The 18,088-nt window shown below is 64.6% G+C and carries 18 protein-coding genes; 10 read left to right on the top strand and 8 right to left on the bottom strand.

The features are described from left to right. The first annotated feature begins 41 nt into the window (after positions 1-41). Positions 42-701 carry a glutathione S-transferase family protein gene (locus tag IOC82_RS04485; RefSeq protein ID WP_290544979.1) on the top strand — a complete coding sequence of 220 codons (660 nt, stop codon included), beginning with the start codon at positions 42-44 and terminating at the stop codon, positions 699-701. On the opposite strand, the gene IOC82_RS04480 is transcribed toward IOC82_RS04485, so the two are convergent. Both IOC82_RS04480 and IOC82_RS04475 read right to left on the bottom strand, forming a co-directional pair. Beyond that, the gene (locus IOC82_RS04480) at positions 698-1,348 is read right to left on the bottom strand and encodes a hypothetical protein (protein WP_290544978.1); all 651 of its coding nucleotides are present in this window, start codon (positions 1,346-1,348) and stop codon (positions 698-700) included. The two genes, IOC82_RS04485 and IOC82_RS04480, sit on opposite strands and share 4 nt — an antisense overlap. After that, positions 1,338-1,631 carry a DUF3572 domain-containing protein gene (locus IOC82_RS04475; protein WP_290544977.1) on the bottom strand — a complete coding sequence of 98 codons (294 nt, stop codon included), beginning with the start codon at positions 1,629-1,631 and terminating at the stop codon, positions 1,338-1,340. The genes IOC82_RS04480 and IOC82_RS04475 overlap by 11 nt, the downstream gene beginning before the upstream one ends. Before the next feature lie 170 nt (positions 1,632-1,801). On the opposite strand from IOC82_RS04475, the gene IOC82_RS04470 reads away from it, so the two are divergent. From IOC82_RS04470 to surE, 8 genes are all read left to right on the top strand, one after another. Further along, the gene (locus IOC82_RS04470; protein WP_290544976.1) at positions 1,802-2,203 is read left to right on the top strand and encodes a response regulator; all 402 of its coding nucleotides are present in this window, start codon (positions 1,802-1,804) and stop codon (positions 2,201-2,203) included. Then, the gene (locus tag IOC82_RS04465; protein WP_290544975.1) at positions 2,200-3,564 is read left to right on the top strand and encodes a PleD family two-component system response regulator; all 1,365 of its coding nucleotides are present in this window, start codon (positions 2,200-2,202) and stop codon (positions 3,562-3,564) included. Before IOC82_RS04470 ends, IOC82_RS04465 begins: the two co-directional genes overlap by 4 nt. A 43-nt stretch (positions 3,565-3,607) precedes the next feature. Continuing rightward, entirely contained in the window at positions 3,608-4,741 is a 1,134-nt protein-coding gene (locus IOC82_RS04460) for an ABC transporter ATP-binding protein (RefSeq protein WP_290544974.1), read from the top strand. A 100-nt stretch (positions 4,742-4,841) separates the two neighbouring features. Next, positions 4,842-5,063 carry a twin-arginine translocase TatA/TatE family subunit gene (locus IOC82_RS04455; RefSeq protein WP_366935644.1) on the top strand — a complete coding sequence of 74 codons (222 nt, stop codon included), beginning with the start codon at positions 4,842-4,844 and terminating at the stop codon, positions 5,061-5,063. Positions 5,064-5,112: 49 nt separating this feature from the next. Beyond that, positions 5,113-5,499 (top strand): Sec-independent protein translocase protein TatB, encoded by a 387-nt coding sequence (tatB, locus tag IOC82_RS04450; protein ID WP_290544973.1) that lies wholly within the window; start codon positions 5,113-5,115, stop codon positions 5,497-5,499. Then, complete coding sequence (gene tatC, locus IOC82_RS04445) at positions 5,496-6,263, top strand: twin-arginine translocase subunit TatC (protein ID WP_290544972.1); 768 nt, start codon at positions 5,496-5,498, stop codon at positions 6,261-6,263. The genes tatB and tatC overlap by 4 nt, the downstream gene beginning before the upstream one ends. A 72-nt stretch (positions 6,264-6,335) precedes the next feature. Then, on the top strand, positions 6,336-7,622 hold the full coding sequence (gene serS, locus IOC82_RS04440) for a serine--tRNA ligase (protein WP_290544971.1): 1,287 nt from the start codon (positions 6,336-6,338) through the stop codon (positions 7,620-7,622). Then, positions 7,622-8,380 carry a 5'/3'-nucleotidase SurE gene (surE, locus tag IOC82_RS04435; RefSeq protein WP_290544970.1) on the top strand — a complete coding sequence of 253 codons (759 nt, stop codon included), beginning with the start codon at positions 7,622-7,624 and terminating at the stop codon, positions 8,378-8,380. Before serS ends, surE begins: the two co-directional genes overlap by 1 nt. 18 nt (positions 8,381-8,398) lie before the next feature. On the opposite strand, the gene IOC82_RS04430 is transcribed toward surE, so the two are convergent. The 3 genes from IOC82_RS04430 to IOC82_RS04420 all read right to left on the bottom strand — a co-directional run bounded on the left by IOC82_RS04430 (position 8,399) and on the right by IOC82_RS04420 (position 12,930). Further along, complete coding sequence (locus IOC82_RS04430) at positions 8,399-9,301, bottom strand: DMT family transporter (RefSeq protein ID WP_290544969.1); 903 nt, start codon at positions 9,299-9,301, stop codon at positions 8,399-8,401. Positions 9,302-9,608: 307 nt separating this feature from the next. Further along, entirely contained in the window at positions 9,609-12,038 is a 2,430-nt protein-coding gene (locus IOC82_RS04425) for an FAD-dependent oxidoreductase (RefSeq protein ID WP_290544968.1), read from the bottom strand. A 130-nt stretch (positions 12,039-12,168) separates the two neighbouring features. Beyond that, on the bottom strand, positions 12,169-12,930 hold the full coding sequence (locus tag IOC82_RS04420; protein ID WP_290544967.1) for an RNA methyltransferase: 762 nt from the start codon (positions 12,928-12,930) through the stop codon (positions 12,169-12,171). Between the two features lie 108 nt (positions 12,931-13,038). Between IOC82_RS04420 and IOC82_RS04415 the strand changes: the two genes are divergently transcribed. Then, on the top strand, positions 13,039-15,129 hold the full coding sequence (locus tag IOC82_RS04415; RefSeq protein WP_290544966.1) for a molybdopterin oxidoreductase family protein: 2,091 nt from the start codon (positions 13,039-13,041) through the stop codon (positions 15,127-15,129). 284 nt (positions 15,130-15,413) lie between these two features. Here the strand turns inward: IOC82_RS04415 and IOC82_RS04410 are convergent, their stop codons facing one another. From IOC82_RS04410 to purM, 3 genes are read right to left on the bottom strand one after another with little or no spacing between them, the layout of a single operon-like run. After that, a complete protein-coding gene (locus IOC82_RS04410) occupies positions 15,414-16,358 on the bottom strand; it encodes a nucleoside hydrolase (RefSeq protein WP_290544965.1) in 945 nt (314 codons plus the stop codon). Beyond that, on the bottom strand, positions 16,355-16,945 hold the full coding sequence (gene purN / locus IOC82_RS04405; protein WP_290544964.1) for a phosphoribosylglycinamide formyltransferase: 591 nt from the start codon (positions 16,943-16,945) through the stop codon (positions 16,355-16,357). Before purN ends, IOC82_RS04410 begins: the two co-directional genes overlap by 4 nt. Next, the gene (gene purM / locus IOC82_RS04400) at positions 16,942-18,024 is read right to left on the bottom strand and encodes a phosphoribosylformylglycinamidine cyclo-ligase (RefSeq protein ID WP_290544963.1); all 1,083 of its coding nucleotides are present in this window, start codon (positions 18,022-18,024) and stop codon (positions 16,942-16,944) included. Before purM ends, purN begins: the two co-directional genes overlap by 4 nt. Positions 18,025-18,088: the final 64 nt, after the last annotated feature.

Below are 18,088 nucleotides of genomic sequence, written 5' to 3'. Positions count from 1 at the left end.
ACTGCCTCCCCGAACGGTGCGACCCGAGAGAGATCGACAAGATGTATAAGCTCTATAACGTTAAGACTTGGGGGTCGCTCGCCATCCATTGCCTGCTGGAGGAAATGGAGGCGCCCTACACCAATATCTGGATGACGCCGGAGCAGGTGCGCGCACCCGCGTTCCGCGCCGTCAGCCCGCTCGGCATGGTTCCGGCGCTGGGGCTGGCGGACGGGCGGACGCTTTATGAGTCGGCCGCCATCGTCGCCTTCCTGGTGGCGGCGCATCCCGAAAAGCGCATGTCTCCGCCAATCGGTTCGCCGGATTATGGCGAATTTCTCAGCCTGCTCGTGTTCATGAGCGCGGAAATCTATGGAGCGGGTAACTTCGCCATGGATGCCGCAGGTCTGGTGCAGAGCGAGACGGAGCAGCGGAGGCTCAAGACCATGCTGCTCCAGCGCGTCGACTCCTATTGGGCCATTCTCGAGAAGCGGCTCGCATCCTCCGGGCCATGGATCATGGGCAGCGATTTTTCGGCGCTCGATCTCTATGCCTTCATGCTGTCGGTTTGGGGGGCTCCCACCGAGGAGGCGCTGCATGCCAAGTATCCGCCGGTCGCCGAGCTGGCCAACGCCGTGCGGGCGCGGCCGAAGCTGAAAGCGGCCCTGGAGGCGCATGGCGTGTTGAAGCCGGGAGGCTATGTGGCGTCCGATCTGGTCTAAGCCCCGATCAACTCCATCACGAAGGGCCGCGCCTCGTGCCAGCTCGCAGTCCTGAGCGACACATAGTCCAGCGGCGCGATATGGCGCGAGAAGCGGTCGTCGTGGAGGAAGTGGATGAGCGTCACCTCGGGGGCGAATTCATGCGCCGAGGCGATGTAAGACGGGCTGTCGTCGATGAAGATCACAGGCCGGCCGCCGCGGTCGGCGAGGTTGCGGATGGCGGGGCCCTTGGGGCCGGAATTGGTGACGACGGGAAAGGGCAGGCCGTGGCTCCTCAGGTTCTCGCGGCGGTGGTCGCCCGCCGTGTGGGGCAGGTTGGTGAGCAGAACCACGTCGGCCCTTTCGCCGAAGGCGAGGAGGGCGGAGACGGCGCCGTCGATTTCCTGCATGTGGCGGGTGCGGGTGTCGAAAAACGATCCGATCATCTCGGCCACCAGCGGCTCGGGGGCTGGCGCATTGGTCTTGCGGTAGCGGATGTTGCCGTTGAGCGCGAAGCTCGAGGTATCGAGCCACAGTCCATGCAGGCCGATGTAGTCCTCGAAGTCACGGGTGAAATGCACGATCACCTCGTCCACGTCACAGATGACGAGGGGGCGGCCGGTGAAGCTCAGTGTGGCGAGCTGACCCTGGGTGATCTCAGAAATCAACGGCGGCTCCTGGAAGCTTGCGGCGGAGTTGGGCGATGCGTTCGGGGCGGAGCTGCTGTTCCCCGGCGAAAATCAGCAGCAGGCTTTCGTCGCCCAGCAGGTGGTCGAGGATGCCGCCGAGGAAGGCGGGGTTCGCGGCGCCGACACGGATGGCCGCCACATCGAGCCCTGAGAGCTCCATGAAGCGCTGCAATCGTTCGCTGTCGGAGGCGAGAAAGCCGAGCGCGTTGATCGCGAGGATTTCGGCGTCTTCGGAGTTGTCGCGGGTCTTGGATTTTGTCATGGTGAATCGTAATTAACCACCCCTCAACCGCGTTGAACAGAGTACGCATTGGGTTAAGCTATTGGTTACCCAAGATGGTCCAAAGCTTGGGCTTGCAGAGGGGGCGTGGGGTGCGGTTCTGCGGCAACCTCAGCCGAATGGGTGCGAATGTGTCATTATCGGCGGGACCGATGAGAACGCCAGAAACGCGGCGGGCCGTGGCCAAGAAGGTTTTGATCGTCGAGGACAATGAGTTGAACATGAAGCTGTTCAACGACCTGCTGGAGGCCAATGGTTACCAGGTGATCCAGACGCGGGACGGTCTTTCCGCGCTCGATCTGGCGCGCCAGCACCGGCCTGACCTGATCCTTATGGACATTCAGTTACCTGAGGTCTCCGGCATCGAGGTCACCAAGTGGCTGAAGGAGGACGACGATCTGCGCACGATCCCCGTCGTCGCCGTCACCGCCTTCGCCATGAAGGGCGACGAGCAGAAAATCCGCGAGGGTGGCTGCGAGGCCTATATTTCGAAGCCCATCTCGGTCGTCAGTTTCCTGCAGACCATCGACAGCTACCTGAAGCAACCGCAATGACGGCGCGCGTCCTCGTCGTTGACGACATCCTGGCCAATGTCCGGCTGCTGGAGGCCAAGCTCGCGGCGGAGTATTTCGAGGTCGTCACCGCCATGAATGGCGCTGACGCGCTGGAGGCCGTGCAGCGCACCAGTCCCGACATCGTGCTGCTCGACGTAATGATGCCAGGGATCGACGGCGTAGAGGTGTGCCGCCGCATCAAGCAGAATCCCGCGACCCAGCACATCCCTGTGGTCATGGTGACGGCCCTCGATCAGCCGGAGGACCGTGTGCGGGGGCTCGAGGCGGGAGCCGACGATTTCCTGACCAAGCCCGTCAATGACGTGGCGCTTTTCTGCCGCGTCAAGGGCTTGGTGCGCCTCAAGATGCTCATCGACGAGTTGCGCGCGCGCACCGGCGCCGACCCGCTTGGGCTGGCGGCGGCCGAATCTGCCGCAGATCTGGCCGCAGGACGCGTTTTGGTGCTCGACAATCGCCTGACGGCGGCGGAGCGCATCCGCGGCCTGCTGGAGGCGAAATACGAAGTGACGCTCGTCACAGAGCCGCAGCAGGCCTTCGAGGCCTTCGGCGCGGCGCAGGGCGGCTTCGACCTGATCATGGTCAACCTCGACCTCGAAGGGATGGACGGCCTGCGCATCTGCTCGCAGCTCAAGTCGGTCGAGACGACGCGCCAGACGCCGATCCTCATCCTTGTCGAACCGGATGACCACCAGCGCCTGCTGCGCGCCCTCGACATGGGGGTGAACGACTATCTGATCCGCCCCATCGACAAGCAGGAACTGCTGGCGCGCGTCGCCACCCAGATTCGCCGCCACCGCTACACCGAGCAGCTGCGCCTCACGGTCCGCGCTTCGATGGAAATGGCGGTGACCGACGCGCTCACCGGTCTTTATAACCGCCGCTATCTTGAAACGCAGCTCGTCCAGTTGATCGAGCAGTCGGCGGACCGCGGCAAGGGCCTGTCGCTGATCAGCCTCGACATCGACTTTTTCAAATCGGTGAATGACACCTATGGCCATGATGCGGGCGACCGCGTGCTGCAGGAGGTGGCAGGCCGCATCCGAGGCTGCGTGCGCAGCGGCGACCTTGCCTGCCGCACCGGCGGCGAAGAATTCGTGGTGGTGCTGCCGGGAGCCGACATGCCGGTGGCCGAAAAGGTAGGCGAGCGCATCCGCAAGGCCATTGCCGGCAAGCCCTTCATGCTGGGGCCGGCCTCGCATCTGACCGTCACCGCCTCGCTGGGCGTTTCGAACCTTGCCGCAGCCGAGGACACGGTCGAGGAACTCCTGAAGCGCGCCGACCGCGCCCTCTATCGCGCAAAGCGCGAGGGCCGCAACCGGGTGGTTCCCGCTGCGGCGTGATGGCATTTGCGCCACTGCTGTTTCGTTGTAGACCCGGCGCATCATGAGGTCTGCCGAACTTTCCCTTAAGGATCAGCCTGAAAGCCGCCGCTGGGGCACCCGCGGCACGGCGGGCGCCACCTTTGCCGGCCAGCTGACCTTCGAGCACGTCTCCCGCCGCTTCGGGCGGACTGCCGCGGTGGAGGACGTGAGTTTCACCTTGAAGCCCGGCGAGATCGCCTGCCTGCTCGGCCCCTCAGGCTGCGGCAAGACCACGCTGTTGCGCCTCGCGGCGGGGATCGACAAGCCGGACTCGGGCCGCGTGCTGTTCGACGGTCAGGAGATGGCGGGGCCTTCGCGCTTCGTGCCGCCGGAGAAGCGCAACATCGGACTGATGTTTCAGGATTTCGCGCTGTTCCCGCACCTCCCCATCATCGGCAACGTGGCCTTCGGCCTCAACGCGCTGCCCAGGAAGGAGGCTTACCGCATTGCCCTCCACGCGCTGGAGCGGGTGGGGCTTGCCCACTATGCCCAGAGTTACCCGCACAGCCTGTCAGGCGGCGAGCAGCAGCGCGTGGCGCTGGCCCGCGCCCTCGTGCCACGCCCGCAGGTGCTGCTGATGGACGAACCCTTCTCGGGGTTGGACCAGCGCCTGCGCGGGTCGGTGCGCGCCGAAACGCTCACCCTGCTGCGCGAGACCCGCGCCTCCTGCCTGCTCGTCACCCACGATCCGGTGGAGGCCATGGGCCTTGCCGATCGCATCCTGCTGATGCGCCAGGGCCGCCTCATCCAGGCGGGGACGCCGGAGGAGCTCTACCGCGCCCCGGTCGATGCCGCGGCGGCCCGCTTCTTCTCTGACACCGATGAAATCTGCGGACGCGTTAGCCACGGTAATGTGATGACCGCGCTTGGCGCCTTCCCTTGCCCGGAGCGGGTGAAGGGGCCGGATGCACTCGTCCTGATCCGGCCGCAGGGCATTCGCCGCGCCGAGGGCGGGCAGGGGGTTGAAGGCCTCATCACGGACACGCGCTTTCAGGGTGACGACGTCAAGTGTTCTATTATTTTTAAGGGTTTGGAGGAGCCTCTTAATGCTTTGCTTGAGTCCCGTGCCGCCCCCCAGCGCGGCGAAACGGGGCTGTTCCGCATCGACCCGGATCACGTTTTCGTCTTTGAAACGGCCAGTCCGCCACCTATGTGAGGGTTATTGCGCTTCGGTTGCGGCGCGCCGGCGTTTCTGCTTAAGTGTTTCGAAATCTGAGGAGGGAGTTTCCTCTCTCCGGAGAAAGGGAGTTTGTCTCATGGGTTCGCTGTCGATCTGGCATTGGGCGCTCGTCATTCTGGTCGTGGTTCTGCTGTTTGGCCGCGGCAAGGTGTCCGACCTGATGGGCGATGTCGCCAAGGGCATCAAGAGCTTCAAGAAGGGCCTCGCCGAAGACGACGCGCCTGTCGCGTCCGCCGATCCCAAGCCCATCCAGCAGCAGACCGCCGTGAAGTCCGAGACCGAAAAGGCCCAGAGCTGATTTGGCACGCTGATCAGGCAGGCCGGCGCACCCTCAGCCGGAAACGCACATGTTCGATTTCGGGTTTGGCTATAGCGAGATGTTCGTGATCGCTGTCGTGGCGATCATTGTCATCGGCCCCAAGGACCTGCCCAAGGTGCTGCGCGCTTTCGGCAAGACTGTGGCCAAGATGCGCGGCATGGCCCGCGAGTTCCAGGGACAGCTCGACCAGGCCATGAAGGAAACGGGCTTCGACGAGGTGAAGAAGGAATTTGACAACATCCGGAACCCGGCCAATTTCATCGATCCCCCGGCGCCCGGGAAGGCCACCGAGGACGCCACCAAGAAACAGGTCGACGACTTCAGGAAGCTGTTCGGCGACGTGCCGGCGGCCGATGCGCCCAAGGCCGCTTCCGGCGCTGCGGGCTCCACGGATACCCCCGCAGCCGCCTCATGACCCAGCAGGAGATCGACGCCTCCGAAGCCCCGCTGATCGAGCACCTGATCGAGCTGCGCACCCGGCTTATCTGGTGCGTCATCGGCTTCATCGGCGCTTTCATCGTCAGCTTCTTCTTCTCCTCCGACATTCTGCATTTGCTTGTGATGCCGTTCAAATGGGGCACCGGGCAGGACGTGTCGCTGATCTCGATCAAACTCCTGGGCGTGTTTCTGGTGAAGCTCAAGATCGCCTTCTTCGGCGGCCTGTTCATCGGCTTCCCGCTGATCGCCACCCAGATCTACCGCTTCGTGGCGCCGGGTCTCTACAAGCACGAGAAGCAGGCCTTCCTGCCTTACCTGGTGGCCACGCCGATCTTCTTTATCCTCGGCGCGTCTCTGGTCTATTTCTTCCTGCTGCCGGTGGCGATCCACTTCTTCACGGCGCTGGCCGGCACTTCCGGCGTGGCCCTGATGCCCGACATCGAGGCCTATCTTGATTTCGTGATGATGCTGATCCTTGCCTTCGGTCTGTGTTTCCAGCTGCCCGTCATCCTCACTTTACTCGGCCAGATCGGCATCGTCAGCTATGAGCAGCTCAAGTCCGGCCGGAAGTTCGCCATCGTCGGCGTGTTCGTTGTCGCTGCCGTGCTCACCCCGCCGGACCCGATTTCGCAGATCGCCATGGCCGTGCCGCTGATGGGGCTCTACGAGGTCTCGGTGCAGGCCGTCCGCCTCATCGATGCCCGCCGCAAGAAGCGCAAGGCGGCGGAAGAGGCGGTCTGATCTCCTCTTTGCGGTCTTCCCGTCGTGGTCCCGCCGTCCTATAGGATGGCGCAAACCAGGACTGAGACCACCATGCATGACTTAAAGGCCATCCGCGACAACCCGGCAGCGTTCGATTTAGGCCTCACCCGCCGCGGCCTGCCGCCCATGGCCTCGGAATTGCTCAGGATCGACGCCGAGCGCCGCGACCATGTGCAGAAACTGCAGGACGCCCAGGCGCGCCGCAACGCGGCCTCGAAGGAGATCGGCGAAGCGATGAAGTCGGGCGACAAGGCCCGTGCCGAGGCGCTGAAGGCCGAGATGGGCGCGATCAAGGATTTCATCGCTTCCGGCGAGGCCGTCGAGCGCGACATCGGCCAGCGGCTCTCCGCGGCGCTGGCCGTGATCCCCAACATTCCGCTCGATGACGTGCCGGACGGCAAGGACGAGACGGGGAACGTCGAGGTCCGCCGCTGGGGCACGCCGCCCAGCTTCAACTATGAGCTGCGCCAGCATTTCGACATCGGCGAGTGGCTGGGCCTCATGGACTTCGAGGCGGCGGCGAGGATTTCGGGCGCGCGCTTCGTGGTGATGAAGGGCCAGCTCGCGCGGCTGGAACGCGCGCTTGCGCAGTTCATGCTGGATCACCAGACCGGCGTGAACGGCTATACCGAGCATTACGTGCCCTATATGGTCAACGAAAACGCCATGCATGGCACCGGCCAGCTGCCGAAATTCGCCGAGGACCTGTTCCGCACTACCGATGGCCGCTGGCTGATTCCCACGGCGGAAGTCTCGCTCACCAATCTCGTGCGAGAGAAGGTTCTGGAGGAGAAGGACCTGCCGCTGCGCTTGACCGCCTATACGCCGTGCTTCCGCGCCGAAGCGGGGGCAGCGGGGCGCGACACACGCGGCATGATCCGCCAGCACCAGTTCTCGAAGGTCGAGCTCGTCTCCATCACTACGCCCGGGCAATCGCGGGACGAGCTGGAGCGCATGACGGGGGCGGCCGAGAGCGTGCTGCAGGCCCTGAAGCTTCCCTACCGCGTGATGCAGCTCTGCACCGGCGACATGGGCTTCGGCAGCCGCATGACCTATGACCTCGAGGTCTGGCTGCCGGGCCAGAACGCCTATCGCGAGATCTCGTCCTGCTCGGTCTGCGGCGACTTCCAGGCGCGGCGCATGGATGCGCGCTTCAAGCCGGCCGATGGCAAGGGCACGCGCTATGTCCACACGCTCAACGGCTCCGGCCTTGCTGTGGGCCGCACCATGGTGGCGATCCTCGAGAATTACCAGAATGCCGACGGGTCGGTGACGATCCCCGAGGCGCTGCGCCCCTATATGGGTGGTGCTGACAAGATCACCAGGGGCTTAAGATAATGCGCATTCTCGTGACCAATGACGACGGCATCCACGCGCCGGGCCTCGAAACGCTGGAGCGCATCGCGCGGACGCTGTCGAATGACGTCTGGATCGTGGCTCCGGCGGAGGAGAATTCGGGGGCGGGGCACTCGCTGTCGCTGGCCGAACCGATCCGCTACCGGAAAATTGCCGAGAAGCGCTTCGAAGTGGCTGGCACGCCCACCGACTGCGTGGTGATGGCGGCGCGCAAGATCCTGCCGGGCGACCCGGACCTCGTGCTCTCCGGCGTCAACCGCGGCCAGAACATCGCCGACGACGTCACCTATTCCGGCACCATCGCCGCGGCGATGGAGGGCACACAGCTCGGTTTCAAGTCGATAGCACTCTCCCAGGTCACCGGCATTCACGGCAACGGCTTCTCCTATGAGGTGGCGGAGCAGCATGGCCCGGGCATCGTCAAGAAGCTCATCACGCTCAGCTTCGGCCCCGGTATCCTGATGAACGTCAACTTCCCCGATTGCCGGCCGGACGAGGTGCAGGGCATCGAGGTCACCCGCCAGGGCAAGCGCGATGTGAACCTCTTGACCGTCGACGAGCGCGTCGACATGCGCGGCAACAATTACTACTGGCTCGGCTTCAAGCGCGAGCGCGGCAACCCAGCCCTCGGCACCGACCTCTGGGCCGCCTTCAACCGCCGCATCTCGGTGACGCCGCTGCACATGAACCTGACCCAGCTCGAGGCGATGGACGCGGTGCGGGCGGTGCTGGAAACATAGGGCGGCTCCTGAAACGCCTTACGGCTGCTCGAAGTCCCTGATCGGCTCCACGTGCCGCACCCGCTCGCGCCACGAGATATAGATGGCGCAGGCGATCAGGATGCCCACGCCCACGAGGGTCCAGAGATCGGGGAAGTCGCCGAAGATGTACCAGCCGAGAATGGTGGCCATGATCATCTCGCTGTAGGCCAGCGGAGCGAGCAGCGAGGCCTCGGCATGGTCATAGGCGCGGATGATCAGGTAGTGGCCGCCATTGGCAATGGCCGAGAGCAGCACGAGCAGCAGCCATTGCACGGGGGTGAGCGGCTGCCAGACGAAGAGCACGAGCACGCACATGATGATGGCGCCCGTCAGGCTGGTGTAGAAGGTCGTCAGCATGGCGGGCGCCGAGCCGGAGATGCGCCGGGTGAGGAGGAGATAAATCGCCAGGCTGGCCCCCGAGGCCAGTGCCAGAAACACCCCCGGGTTCAGCTCCTGGAAGCCCGGCCGGATGATGATCAGTGTGCCGATGAAACCCACGGTCACCGCCGCCCAGCGGCGGACGCCCACTGTCTCGCCCAGCACGAAGGGCGAGAGCAGGGTGACGATCAGCGGCTGGACGAAGAAGATCGCCAGCGTGTCGGCGATCGGAAGATAGTGCAGGCCCATGAAGAAGAAGGCGGTGGCGGCGATCATCAGCGCGGCGCGCACCGCATGGATCAGCGGCATGTTGGGGACGAGGCCCCTCGGCCCCGCCAGCTTCAGCGCGAAAGGCAGGGTGAGGAATGCGCCGAAAAACAGCCGCCCCCAGACGATTTGCAGCACCGGCACGCCCTGCTGTCCCAGATACTTGGCAATGGCGTCGAGGAAGGGCAGCACCGCCATGGCGGTGAGCATCAGGCCGATGCCGATCAGGGTGCGGCTGGAAGCGGGGCGGGTCATGCGGGCATCGTTGAGCGGCGGACATCCAGATAAAATCGGTCAAATCTCTCCCTCAAATTGGAAGAATCCGCCATTTATTCTCTGCCGGAAGCCGGCAGAATTCCTCATTCAGCCTCTCCCGCTTCAGCGGGAGAGGACGCCCCAACGAAGTTGGGGCCGGTGAGGGGAAGTGAGTTTCACTGTCCATGCGTTTCCGACTTCCCCTCATCGTCCGTTGCCGATCGCAACGGGTTCTTATTCCGCCGACGCGGGAGAACACGCTACCTGCCTCGTATGAATGAACTCCGCCACATCTTCAGCCGCCATTCTAGGCGCGGAGCCGTTCGTTGGCCGGGTCCCAGATCGAGTCAGGGATGATCCGCGCCTTGCGCATCTCGGTGAACATCATCACCTCAAGCTCGGTGCCGTTGGCGGAGAGTTCCGGCGGCACATAGGCGAAGGCCAGCGACCTGCCCGTCTTCTGGCCGAAGCCGCCCGACGTGGTGAGGCCGACCACCTTGCCGCCGCTGTAGACCGGCTCATTGCCCACACAATCGCTGTCGGTGTTGTCCACCTCCATGTAGACCAGCTTCATGCGCGGACCCTGCTGCTTGCGCCGGAGTGTCGCCGCCTTGCCGATGAAGTCCTCCTTGTCGAGGCGCAGGAAGCGCTCCATCGAGGCCTCGATCATGTCGATCTCGGCAGTGAGCTCCGAACCCCAGCCGCGATAGGCCTTCTCGATCCTGAGCGCATTCATGGCATAGGTGCCGAACAGGCGGATGCCTTGGGGCTTGCCCGCCGCCATGAGGGCGTCGAAGACCTTGGGCATCTGTGCCATCGGCACATGCAGCTCCCAGCCCAGCTCGCCCACATAATTGACGCGCAGCAGGCGCACGCCCGAAACACCTGCAACGGTGGCTGTCTTGCCCGTCAGCCAGCGGAACGACGCGTTGGTGAGGTCTATGCCGGTGCACTTCGCCAGCACCTCGCGTGACAGCGGGCCCGCCAGCACCAGGACGCCGAAGTCGTCCGTCACGTCGGTGATGGTGACCTCCTCATCCGCGCGCTTGCGCCAGGTGAGCTGGTCAAGGTCGTGGAGCTGGGCGACGGCAGCCGACAGCACGTAGAAACGATCGGCGGCAAGGCGCGTCACAGTGATTTCGGACTCGATGAAGCCATTCTCATTGAGGAGATGGCCGAGGATGATGCCGCCGTCCTTGGCCGGGGTCTTGTTGGCGCAGATGCGCTCGAGGAAGGAATACGCATCCTTTCCCCTGACCTCGAATTTCGAGAAGGTCGACAGGTCCATCAGCCCCACGCGGTCGCGCACGGCAAGGGCTTCTTCCTTCACCGCCGGGAACCAGTTGGAGCGCTTGAAGGAGTATTTTTCGCCTTCACCGCTCTTGTCATACCACCGCGGCCGCTCCCAGCCGAAAACTTGCGCGAACTGCGCGCCCTCGGCCTTGAGCTTGTCGTAGAGCGCGGACTTCCTCAGTCCGCGGCCCACCTCGTGCTGCTCGGCTGGCTTGTAGCAGTAATACATGTGGTGATAGTCGGCGACCGATACTTCGGCGGTGTAATCCTTGGTCGCCCAGTTGCCGAAGCGGCGCGGGTCGAACTCGCGCATGTTGATCTCGGCCTGGCCATGCACCATCCATTGCGCGAGATACTTGCCGGCACCGCCGCCCTGGCAGATGCCGATCGAGGCGCCGCAATGCATCCAGTAGTTCCTGGGGCCATGGGCGGGGCCGGAGAGATAGACGCCGTCCGGTGTGTGGGTGATGGCGCCCGAGATGATCGCCTTGATGCCCGTTTCGCCGAACAGCGGCAGGCGCTCGGTGGCGCGCTCAAGCCAGGGCATGATGCGGTCGAGTTCGGGGGCCTCGAGCTCGCTCTCGTAATCCCAGCGCGGCGGCTTGCCGTCCCAGCACACATGCGCGGTTGCCGTTTCGTAGGGGCCGACCAGCACGCCGTTCGTTTCCTCGCGCAAGTAGGCGTGGGAGTAGGGGTCGCGCACCACGGGAAGTTCCATCTCGAGGTCGATCAGCTCCTTCAAGGGCTCGGTGATGACGTAGTGGTGCAGCATGTTGGCGATGGGCACATTATGGCCGGTCCAGCTGCCCACCACGTCGCAATAGGAGCCCGCCGCATTCACCACATGCTCGCAGTCGATATTGCCCTGCCCGGTGAAGACGCGCCATTCGCCGTTGGGCAGCGGCTTGATGTCCATGACGCGGTTGCGGCGATAGATCTCAGCCCCGAGTTGGCGGGCGCCCGCCGCCATGGCATTAGTGATGTCGGCCGGGGCCACGTGCCCGTCATGCACGGTGCGGAAGGCGGCCTTCACGCCCGTGGTGTCGAGGAACGGGTGGTACTGCTTGATCTCGGAGGGGCCGATGATCTCGCATTCGTAGCCCGCCAGCCGCGAGATGCCGTAGACGTATTTGAGCCAGTTCACCTCCTCATCGGTGCAGGCCAGCCGCAAGCCGCCGCAGCCATGCCAGGAAACGGCTTGTCCGGTGAGCTTTTCGAGCCGCGGGTAAAGCTCGGTGCCATAGACATGCACCTTGGTCATATTGAGCGAGCCGTTGAAATGCGGGCACTGGCCCGCCGCATGCCAGGTGGAGCCCGAGGTGAGCTCGCCCTTCTCGATGAGGACGATGTCCGTCCAGCCTTCGAGCGCCAGGTGGTAGAGGAGCCCTACGCCCATCACGCCACCGCCAACCACCACCACACGCGCATGCGACTTCATCGTCATCTCCGGATTCTGCTGGAGCAAAGATAGGACGGAGGCCTCTCCCGGCTCAAGGTCCAGTCAATCCGCTTCAACCGTTCAAAGTTGATTTCAGGGCGAAATCGGGCAGGGGGTGGTGAACGGGCCTCAACCCTCAGAGATTCTGGGCCTCGAACAGCATCAGCCCCGTGGCAATCGCCACATTGAGGGATTCCGCTCCGCCCTTCATCGGGATGCGGACGAGGGTCGAACAGGCGGCGGCCGCCTCATCCGAAAGCCCCTTGCCCTCGCTGCCCATGACGAGGAGGGACGGGGTCTTGTAGGTCCGGCGATAGGTCTCCGTGGCCTTCAGGTGGGTGCCGGCGCTCTCCCCCGGCCACTGCCGCAGGAACGAGAGGAACTGCGGCTGCTCCATCCTCACAAGTTTCACGCCGAAAATAGAGCCCGTGGTGGCGCGCACGCAGTCGGGCGAGAACGGGTCGCAGCATTGCCCGGCGAGGATCACGCCCGCAGCGCCCGCTGCATCCGCCGTACGGATGATCGTGCCGAGGTTGCCGGGATCGCGCATGTCCTCCAGCGCCACCCAGATGCCCTCAGGCTTCACCGTTTCCGTCCAGCGCTGGCGGAACACGCCGATTTGGGAGGGCGGGTTCTTCTGGGCACTGACCTGGCCCATGATCTTCTCGTCGACCCGCAGCAGGGAGGCCGCGCCCCAGGGGTCGCTGTGGTCCGTCGTCAGGAGGTAGACCGGCTCCCAGCCCGTCTGCCGGGCGCGCTCCAGGACCTTCTCACCTTCCGCGACGAATAGCCCATGTTCTTGCCGGTGCTTCTTCTCGGCCAGCGAGCGGATGAGCTTGATCGTGGGGTTCTGGGCCGAGGTGACGTGGAGCATGGACGCTTGATAGCCCTCTCTCACGCGTCCGTCACCCCAGCGAAAGCTGGGGTCCAGCTTTGCCAAAAAGGCAGCTGGGTGCCAGCTTTCGCTGGCATGACGGAACCGGAGTAAGCGGCTATACTCTACTCCATGAACATCCTGCCCAATATCAAGACCGGCATTTCGGTCTGCCCGCATGACTGTCCCTCCACCTGCGCTCTTGAGGTGGAGGTGCTGGATGAACGCACCATCGGCCGTGTGAGGGGGGCCAAGGACAACAGCTACACGCTGGGCGTGATCTGCGAGAAAGTGGCGCGCTATGCCGAGCGCATCCACCATCCGGACCGGCTTCTCCATCCGCTGAAGCGGAAGGGACCGAAAGGTTCGGGCGAATTCCAGCGCATCCCGTGGGACGACGCGCTGGCGGAGACGGCGGAGGCGATGCTGAAGGCGGAGGCCGAATACGGCCCCACCTCCGTCTGGCCCTATTTCTACGCCGGCACCATGGGCTATGTGATGCGTGACGGCATCAACCGGCTGCGCCACGCCAAGGGCTATTCCAATTTGGGTGACACGTTCTGCGTGGCGCTCTCTTGGTCGGGTTACCTGGCGGGCACGGGCTCCATCTCCGGCGTGGACCCGCGCGAGATGCAGGTGTCAGACCTGATCGTCATCTGGGGCGGCAATCCGGTGAACACCCAGGTCAACGTGATGACCCACGCCATGATGGCGCGCAAGAACCGGGCTGCGAAGATTGCCTGCGTCGACATCTACGACACCGGCACGATGAAACAGGCCGACCTGAAGCTCATCATTCGTCCGGGTACGGACGGGGCGCTCGCCTGCGCGGTGATGCATGTGCTGTTCCGCGATGGCCATGCCGACTGGCCCTATATGGAAAAATTCACCGATGCGCCGCGGGAGTTCGCCCAGCACCTGAAGACGAAGACGCCGGAGTGGGCGTCGAAGATTTGCGATCTCCCGGTGGCCGACATCGAGGCCTTCGCCAGGCTCATCGGCGAGACCAAGCGGACCTTCTTCCGCATCGGCTATGGCTTCACCCGCTCGCGCAATGGCGCACCCAACATGCATGCGGTGAGTTGCATCCCGGCGGTGACGGGCGCCTGGGCTCACGAGGGCGGCGGGGCGCTGCATTCGAACAGCGGCATGTACCGCATGAACAAGACGATGATCGAGGGGCTGGACGTCAAGAAGCGAGGCATCCGCATCCTCGACCAGAGCCGCATCGGCGCGGTGCTGCTGAACGACCCCTATGATCTGCAGGGCGGCCCGCCGGTCAAGATGCTGCTGGTGCAGTCCACCAATCCGGCCTCGGTGGCGCCCGACCAGACCAGGGTGAAGCAGGGCCTGGCGCGCGAAGACCTGTTCACTTGCGTCCACGAGCAGTTCATGACCGAGACGGCGAAATTCGCCGACATCGTGCTGCCCGCCACCATGTTCCTCGAGCATGACGACATCTATCAGGGCGGCGGCCACTCGCATCTGCTCTATGGCCGCAAGCTGGTGGAGGCGCCGGGCGAATGCCGCAACAACCATGAGGTGATCTGCGATCTTGCCCAGCGTGTGGGCGCCGCGCACCCGGGCTTCGCCATGAGCCCGCGCGAATTGATCGACTGGACGCTGGTCAACTCGAAGAAGCCGGGCCTTGAGTTCCTCGACCAGGAGAACTGGGCCGACGTCATGCCTGATTTCGAGCAGGCGCATTTCCTCAAAGGTTTCGGCTTTCCGGATGGCAAGTTCCGCTTCCGCGCCGACTGGCGCAAGGTGCGCTTCCGCTCGACCGAGGCGCCGGTCGGCCCCATGGACAGGCTGCCAGGCTTCCCCGACCATTGCGAAACCATTGAGGAAGCGACGGCGGACTATCCCTTCCGGCTCGCCACCAGCCCGGCGCGCACCTTCCTCAACTCGACCTTCAACGAAACGCCCTCGTCGCGGAAGCGCGAGGGGCGGCCCACGGTCTTCGTGCACCCCGAGGACCTTGCAGCGCTGGGCCTCGCCGACGGTCAGAAGGTCAAGGTCGGCAGCGCACGGGGCGCGGTCACGCTCCACACCAAGTCCCATGCCGGCCAGCGCCGGGGCGTGCTGATCGCCGAGTCGATCTGGCCCAATGACGCCCATGAGGACGGGCAGGGCATCAATACGCTGACCGGGGCGGACCAGCCGGCCCCCAATGGCGGCGGCGCCTTTCATGACAACCGGGTGTGGATAAGGGCTGCCTGACGCCGCCGGCGATTCGCCAATCCGTGTACGGAGGGAACTCCGGCGCGCCATTCCACGTTGTGGCCGCAATCATGCCGCGAACTCTTCGCCTTTCGGCGCGATAAGGAAGCATCGAATCGAGGTTCCTATGTCCCGCCGTGCATTGATCGCCATGGCCGTCCTGCTCGCCGCCGCCACCGCCGCCACCGCCGTTCCCGCACCTTTGCGGGCGGTGTCGGAATTCGTGCTGTCGGTAGCGTAGTCTTCGTGTTCTCCCGCTCCTTCGGCGGGAGAGGACGATATGTTTAGGGCAGCGTGCCGATCCGCTCCGCCAGCAGGTTGAAAAAGCCCTCAGCATCGACGTCCCGTATGACGGTGGCATTGACCGGGCGCTTGGTCACGCGCCACCAATCCACCACTGTGGCCCCCATGGTGAGCTCCGACTCGCATTCGACCGACACATTCACCAGCCGCCCCTTGAACAACTCGGGCTTCAAGAGCCAGGCGATCACACAGGGGTCGTGCAGCGGGCCGCCGTCGGTGCCGTATTTGTTCTCGTCGAAGCGCTCGAAGAAATCGAGCATGGCGGCCACGGCGGGGCCGGATTTGTTCGGCATCTTGCGGAAGGCCTCCACGCGCTTGGCCGTGGTCAGCGCTTGGTGCGTGCAGTCGAGTGGGATCAGCGTGAAGGGAATCCCTGAGTCGAGCACCAGCCGCGCCGCATGCGGGTCGACATAGATGTTGAACTCGGCCGCGGGCGTCACGTTGCCCTGCTCGAAATAACCCCCGCCCATGGCCACGATCTGCTTCACCCGGCCCGCGATGCGGGGTTCGCGCACCAGCGCGAGGCCGATGTTGGTCAAGGGTCCGAGCGTGCACAGCGTCACGGTTCCTGCCGGGCGCGACATGATCGTCCCGACGATGAAGTCGACGGCATGTTGGCCCTGCAGCGGCATCTGCGGCTCGGGCAGCACGGGGCCGTCGAGACCCGTGCTGCCATGCACCTCCTCGGCGGTGACCAGCGGGCGCACCATCGGGCGGATGGCGCCGGCGAAGACCTTGGTCTCCGGCTTTCCCGCGAGCTCGCAAATCTTCCGCGCATTCTTCTCGGTCAGCGCCAGCGGCACGTTGCCGGCCACCGCCGTGATGCCCAGCACCTCGAATTCGGGCGAGGCCAGCGCCAGCAGGATGGCTACGGCATCGTCCTGGCCAGGATCGGTGTCGATAATGATGGGGAGTGGCTTGGTCATTCGCGGTCCTCGATGATGCGATTGGCGAGCCAGGCCAGCGCCTGGGGATAGATCCGGTGTTCCTCGGCGAGCACGCGCGCGGCGAGCATGGCGGGTGTGTCGTGCGGCAGCACGGGCACTTCGGCCTGCAGCAGCACCGGGCCGCCATCCAACTCGGGCGTCACGAGATGCACGCTGCAACCCGCCACCTTCGCGCCATCGGCAAGCGCGCGCTCATGGGTATGGAGACCCTTGTAGGCCGGCAGCAGGGAGGGGTGGATGTTGAGGATGCGCCCGTCCCATCCCGCAATGAAGTCAGCCGAAAGCACGCGCATGAATCCTGCGAGCGCGATGACCTCGACCATCATGGAACGCATGTAGACGTCGATTGCAGCGTCGCAGGCCTCACGCGTGGCATAGGCCTTGTGGTCGATCACCTTGGTGGAGATGCCGTTGGTAGCGGCAAACTCCAGCCCCTTGGCATCGGCTCTGTTGGAGAGGACGCAAACAATCTCCGCCGGGTAGCCGGCGGCCCGCGCCGCATCCACCAGCGCCATCATGTTGGAGCCGCGTCCCGAGATCAGGATGGCGGTGCGGACCTTTCTCATGTCACGGCAAGGGCGCCCTTGAGGGCCACTTGTTCTTCCAGGCCCTTCCGCTTGCGGATGATGCCGAGCGTGACGACCGTCTCGCCCGAGCGCTTCAAGGAGGCCGTAACTTTCTTCGCATCCTTCTCGGCCACGACCACGATCATGCCGATGCCGCAGTTGAAGGTGCGCAGCATCTCGCGCTCGGCAACGCCGCCCACAGACTGCAGCCAGTCGAAGACCGGCGGATAGGGCACACTGTCGAGGTCGATCTCGGCGACCGCCGTCTTGGGCAGCACGCGCGGAATGTTTTCGATGAAGCCGCCGCCGGTGATGTGGGCCAGCGCCTTGATGGCATCGGTCTGCTTCATCGCCTTGAGCAGGGGCTTCACATAGATGCGGGTGGGGGCGAGCAGGGCGTCGCCCAGCGTGACCTTTCTGTCGAAGGGGGCTCGGCCGGCATAGGAGAGGCCGCTCATGTGGACGAGCTTGCGCACCAGCGAATAGCCGTTGGAGTGCGGGCCCGAGGAGGCCAGCCCGAGGATCGCGTCGCCTGGCTTCACATCGCGCGGCAGCAGTTTCTTGCGCTCGGCCGCGCCCACGGCGAAGCCCGCGAGGTCATAATCGTCAGCGTGATACATGCCGGGCATTTCGGCGGTCTCGCCGCCGATGAGCGCACAGCCCGCCTGTTTGCAGCCATCGGCAATGCCGGCGATCACCTGGGTGGCGCACTTCACGTCCAGCTTGCCGGTGGCGTAATAGTCGAGGAAGAACAAGGGCTCGGCGCCCTGGACCACGAGATCGTTCACCGACATGGCGACAAGGTCGATGCCCACGCCATGGTGCCGCCCGGTTTCGATGGCGATGCGCAGTTTGGTGCCCACGCCATCATTCGCGGCCACCAGCACGGGGTCCTTGAAGCCGCAGGCCTTGAGGTCGAACAGCCCGCCGAAGCCGCCCAGCGCCGAGTTGGCGCCCTTGCGGCGGGTGGAGCGCGCCAGCGGCTTGATCGCATCGACGAGTGCGTTTCCGGCGGAGATGTCGACCCCGGCATCGGCGTAGCTGACGCCGTTTCCTGCTGCTTGTTTCGCCCTGCTCATGCCGCTAGTTTGCCCCAAATTCCTGGTGGAGATGCCCGGTGGGCGTCCTTAGCCCGAAGCGCGC

It is taken from the genome of Aestuariivirga sp., from assembly GCF_020252395.1.
Taxonomy (GTDB): domain Bacteria; phylum Pseudomonadota; class Alphaproteobacteria; order Rhizobiales; family Aestuariivirgaceae; genus Aestuariivirga.
Note: the sequence above shows the minus strand (reverse complement) of the source record. Positions and strands in the feature narration are given on the sequence as shown.

Bases quoted from the DNA above. Each gene is read 5' to 3' on its own strand.
- IOC82_RS04485 (WP_290544979.1), top strand. From the start codon at position 42: ATGTATAAGCTCTATAACGTTAAGACTTGGGGGTCGCTCGCCATCCAT.
- IOC82_RS04475 (WP_290544977.1), bottom strand. From the start codon at position 1,631: ATGACAAAATCCAAGACCCGCGACAACTCCGAAGACGCCGAAATCCTC.
- IOC82_RS04470 (WP_290544976.1), top strand. From the start codon at position 1,802: ATGAGAACGCCAGAAACGCGGCGGGCCGTGGCCAAGAAGGTTTTGATC.
- IOC82_RS04465 (WP_290544975.1), top strand. From the start codon at position 2,200: ATGACGGCGCGCGTCCTCGTCGTTGACGACATCCTGGCCAATGTCCGG.
- IOC82_RS04460 (WP_290544974.1), top strand. From the start codon at position 3,608: ATGAGGTCTGCCGAACTTTCCCTTAAGGATCAGCCTGAAAGCCGCCGC.
- IOC82_RS04455 (WP_366935644.1), top strand. From the start codon at position 4,842: ATGGGTTCGCTGTCGATCTGGCATTGGGCGCTCGTCATTCTGGTCGTG.
- tatB (WP_290544973.1), top strand. From the start codon at position 5,113: ATGTTCGATTTCGGGTTTGGCTATAGCGAGATGTTCGTGATCGCTGTC.
- tatC (WP_290544972.1), top strand. From the start codon at position 5,496: ATGACCCAGCAGGAGATCGACGCCTCCGAAGCCCCGCTGATCGAGCAC.
- serS (WP_290544971.1), top strand. From the start codon at position 6,336: ATGCATGACTTAAAGGCCATCCGCGACAACCCGGCAGCGTTCGATTTA.
- surE (WP_290544970.1), top strand. From the start codon at position 7,622: ATGCGCATTCTCGTGACCAATGACGACGGCATCCACGCGCCGGGCCTC.
- IOC82_RS04430 (WP_290544969.1), bottom strand. From the start codon at position 9,301: ATGACCCGCCCCGCTTCCAGCCGCACCCTGATCGGCATCGGCCTGATG.
- IOC82_RS04425 (WP_290544968.1), bottom strand. From the start codon at position 12,038: ATGACGATGAAGTCGCATGCGCGTGTGGTGGTGGTTGGCGGTGGCGTG.
- IOC82_RS04415 (WP_290544966.1), top strand. From the start codon at position 13,039: ATGAACATCCTGCCCAATATCAAGACCGGCATTTCGGTCTGCCCGCAT.
- IOC82_RS04410 (WP_290544965.1), bottom strand. From the start codon at position 16,358: ATGACCAAGCCACTCCCCATCATTATCGACACCGATCCTGGCCAGGAC.
- purN (WP_290544964.1), bottom strand. From the start codon at position 16,945: ATGAGAAAGGTCCGCACCGCCATCCTGATCTCGGGACGCGGCTCCAAC.
- purM (WP_290544963.1), bottom strand. From the start codon at position 18,024: ATGAGCAGGGCGAAACAAGCAGCAGGAAACGGCGTCAGCTACGCCGAT.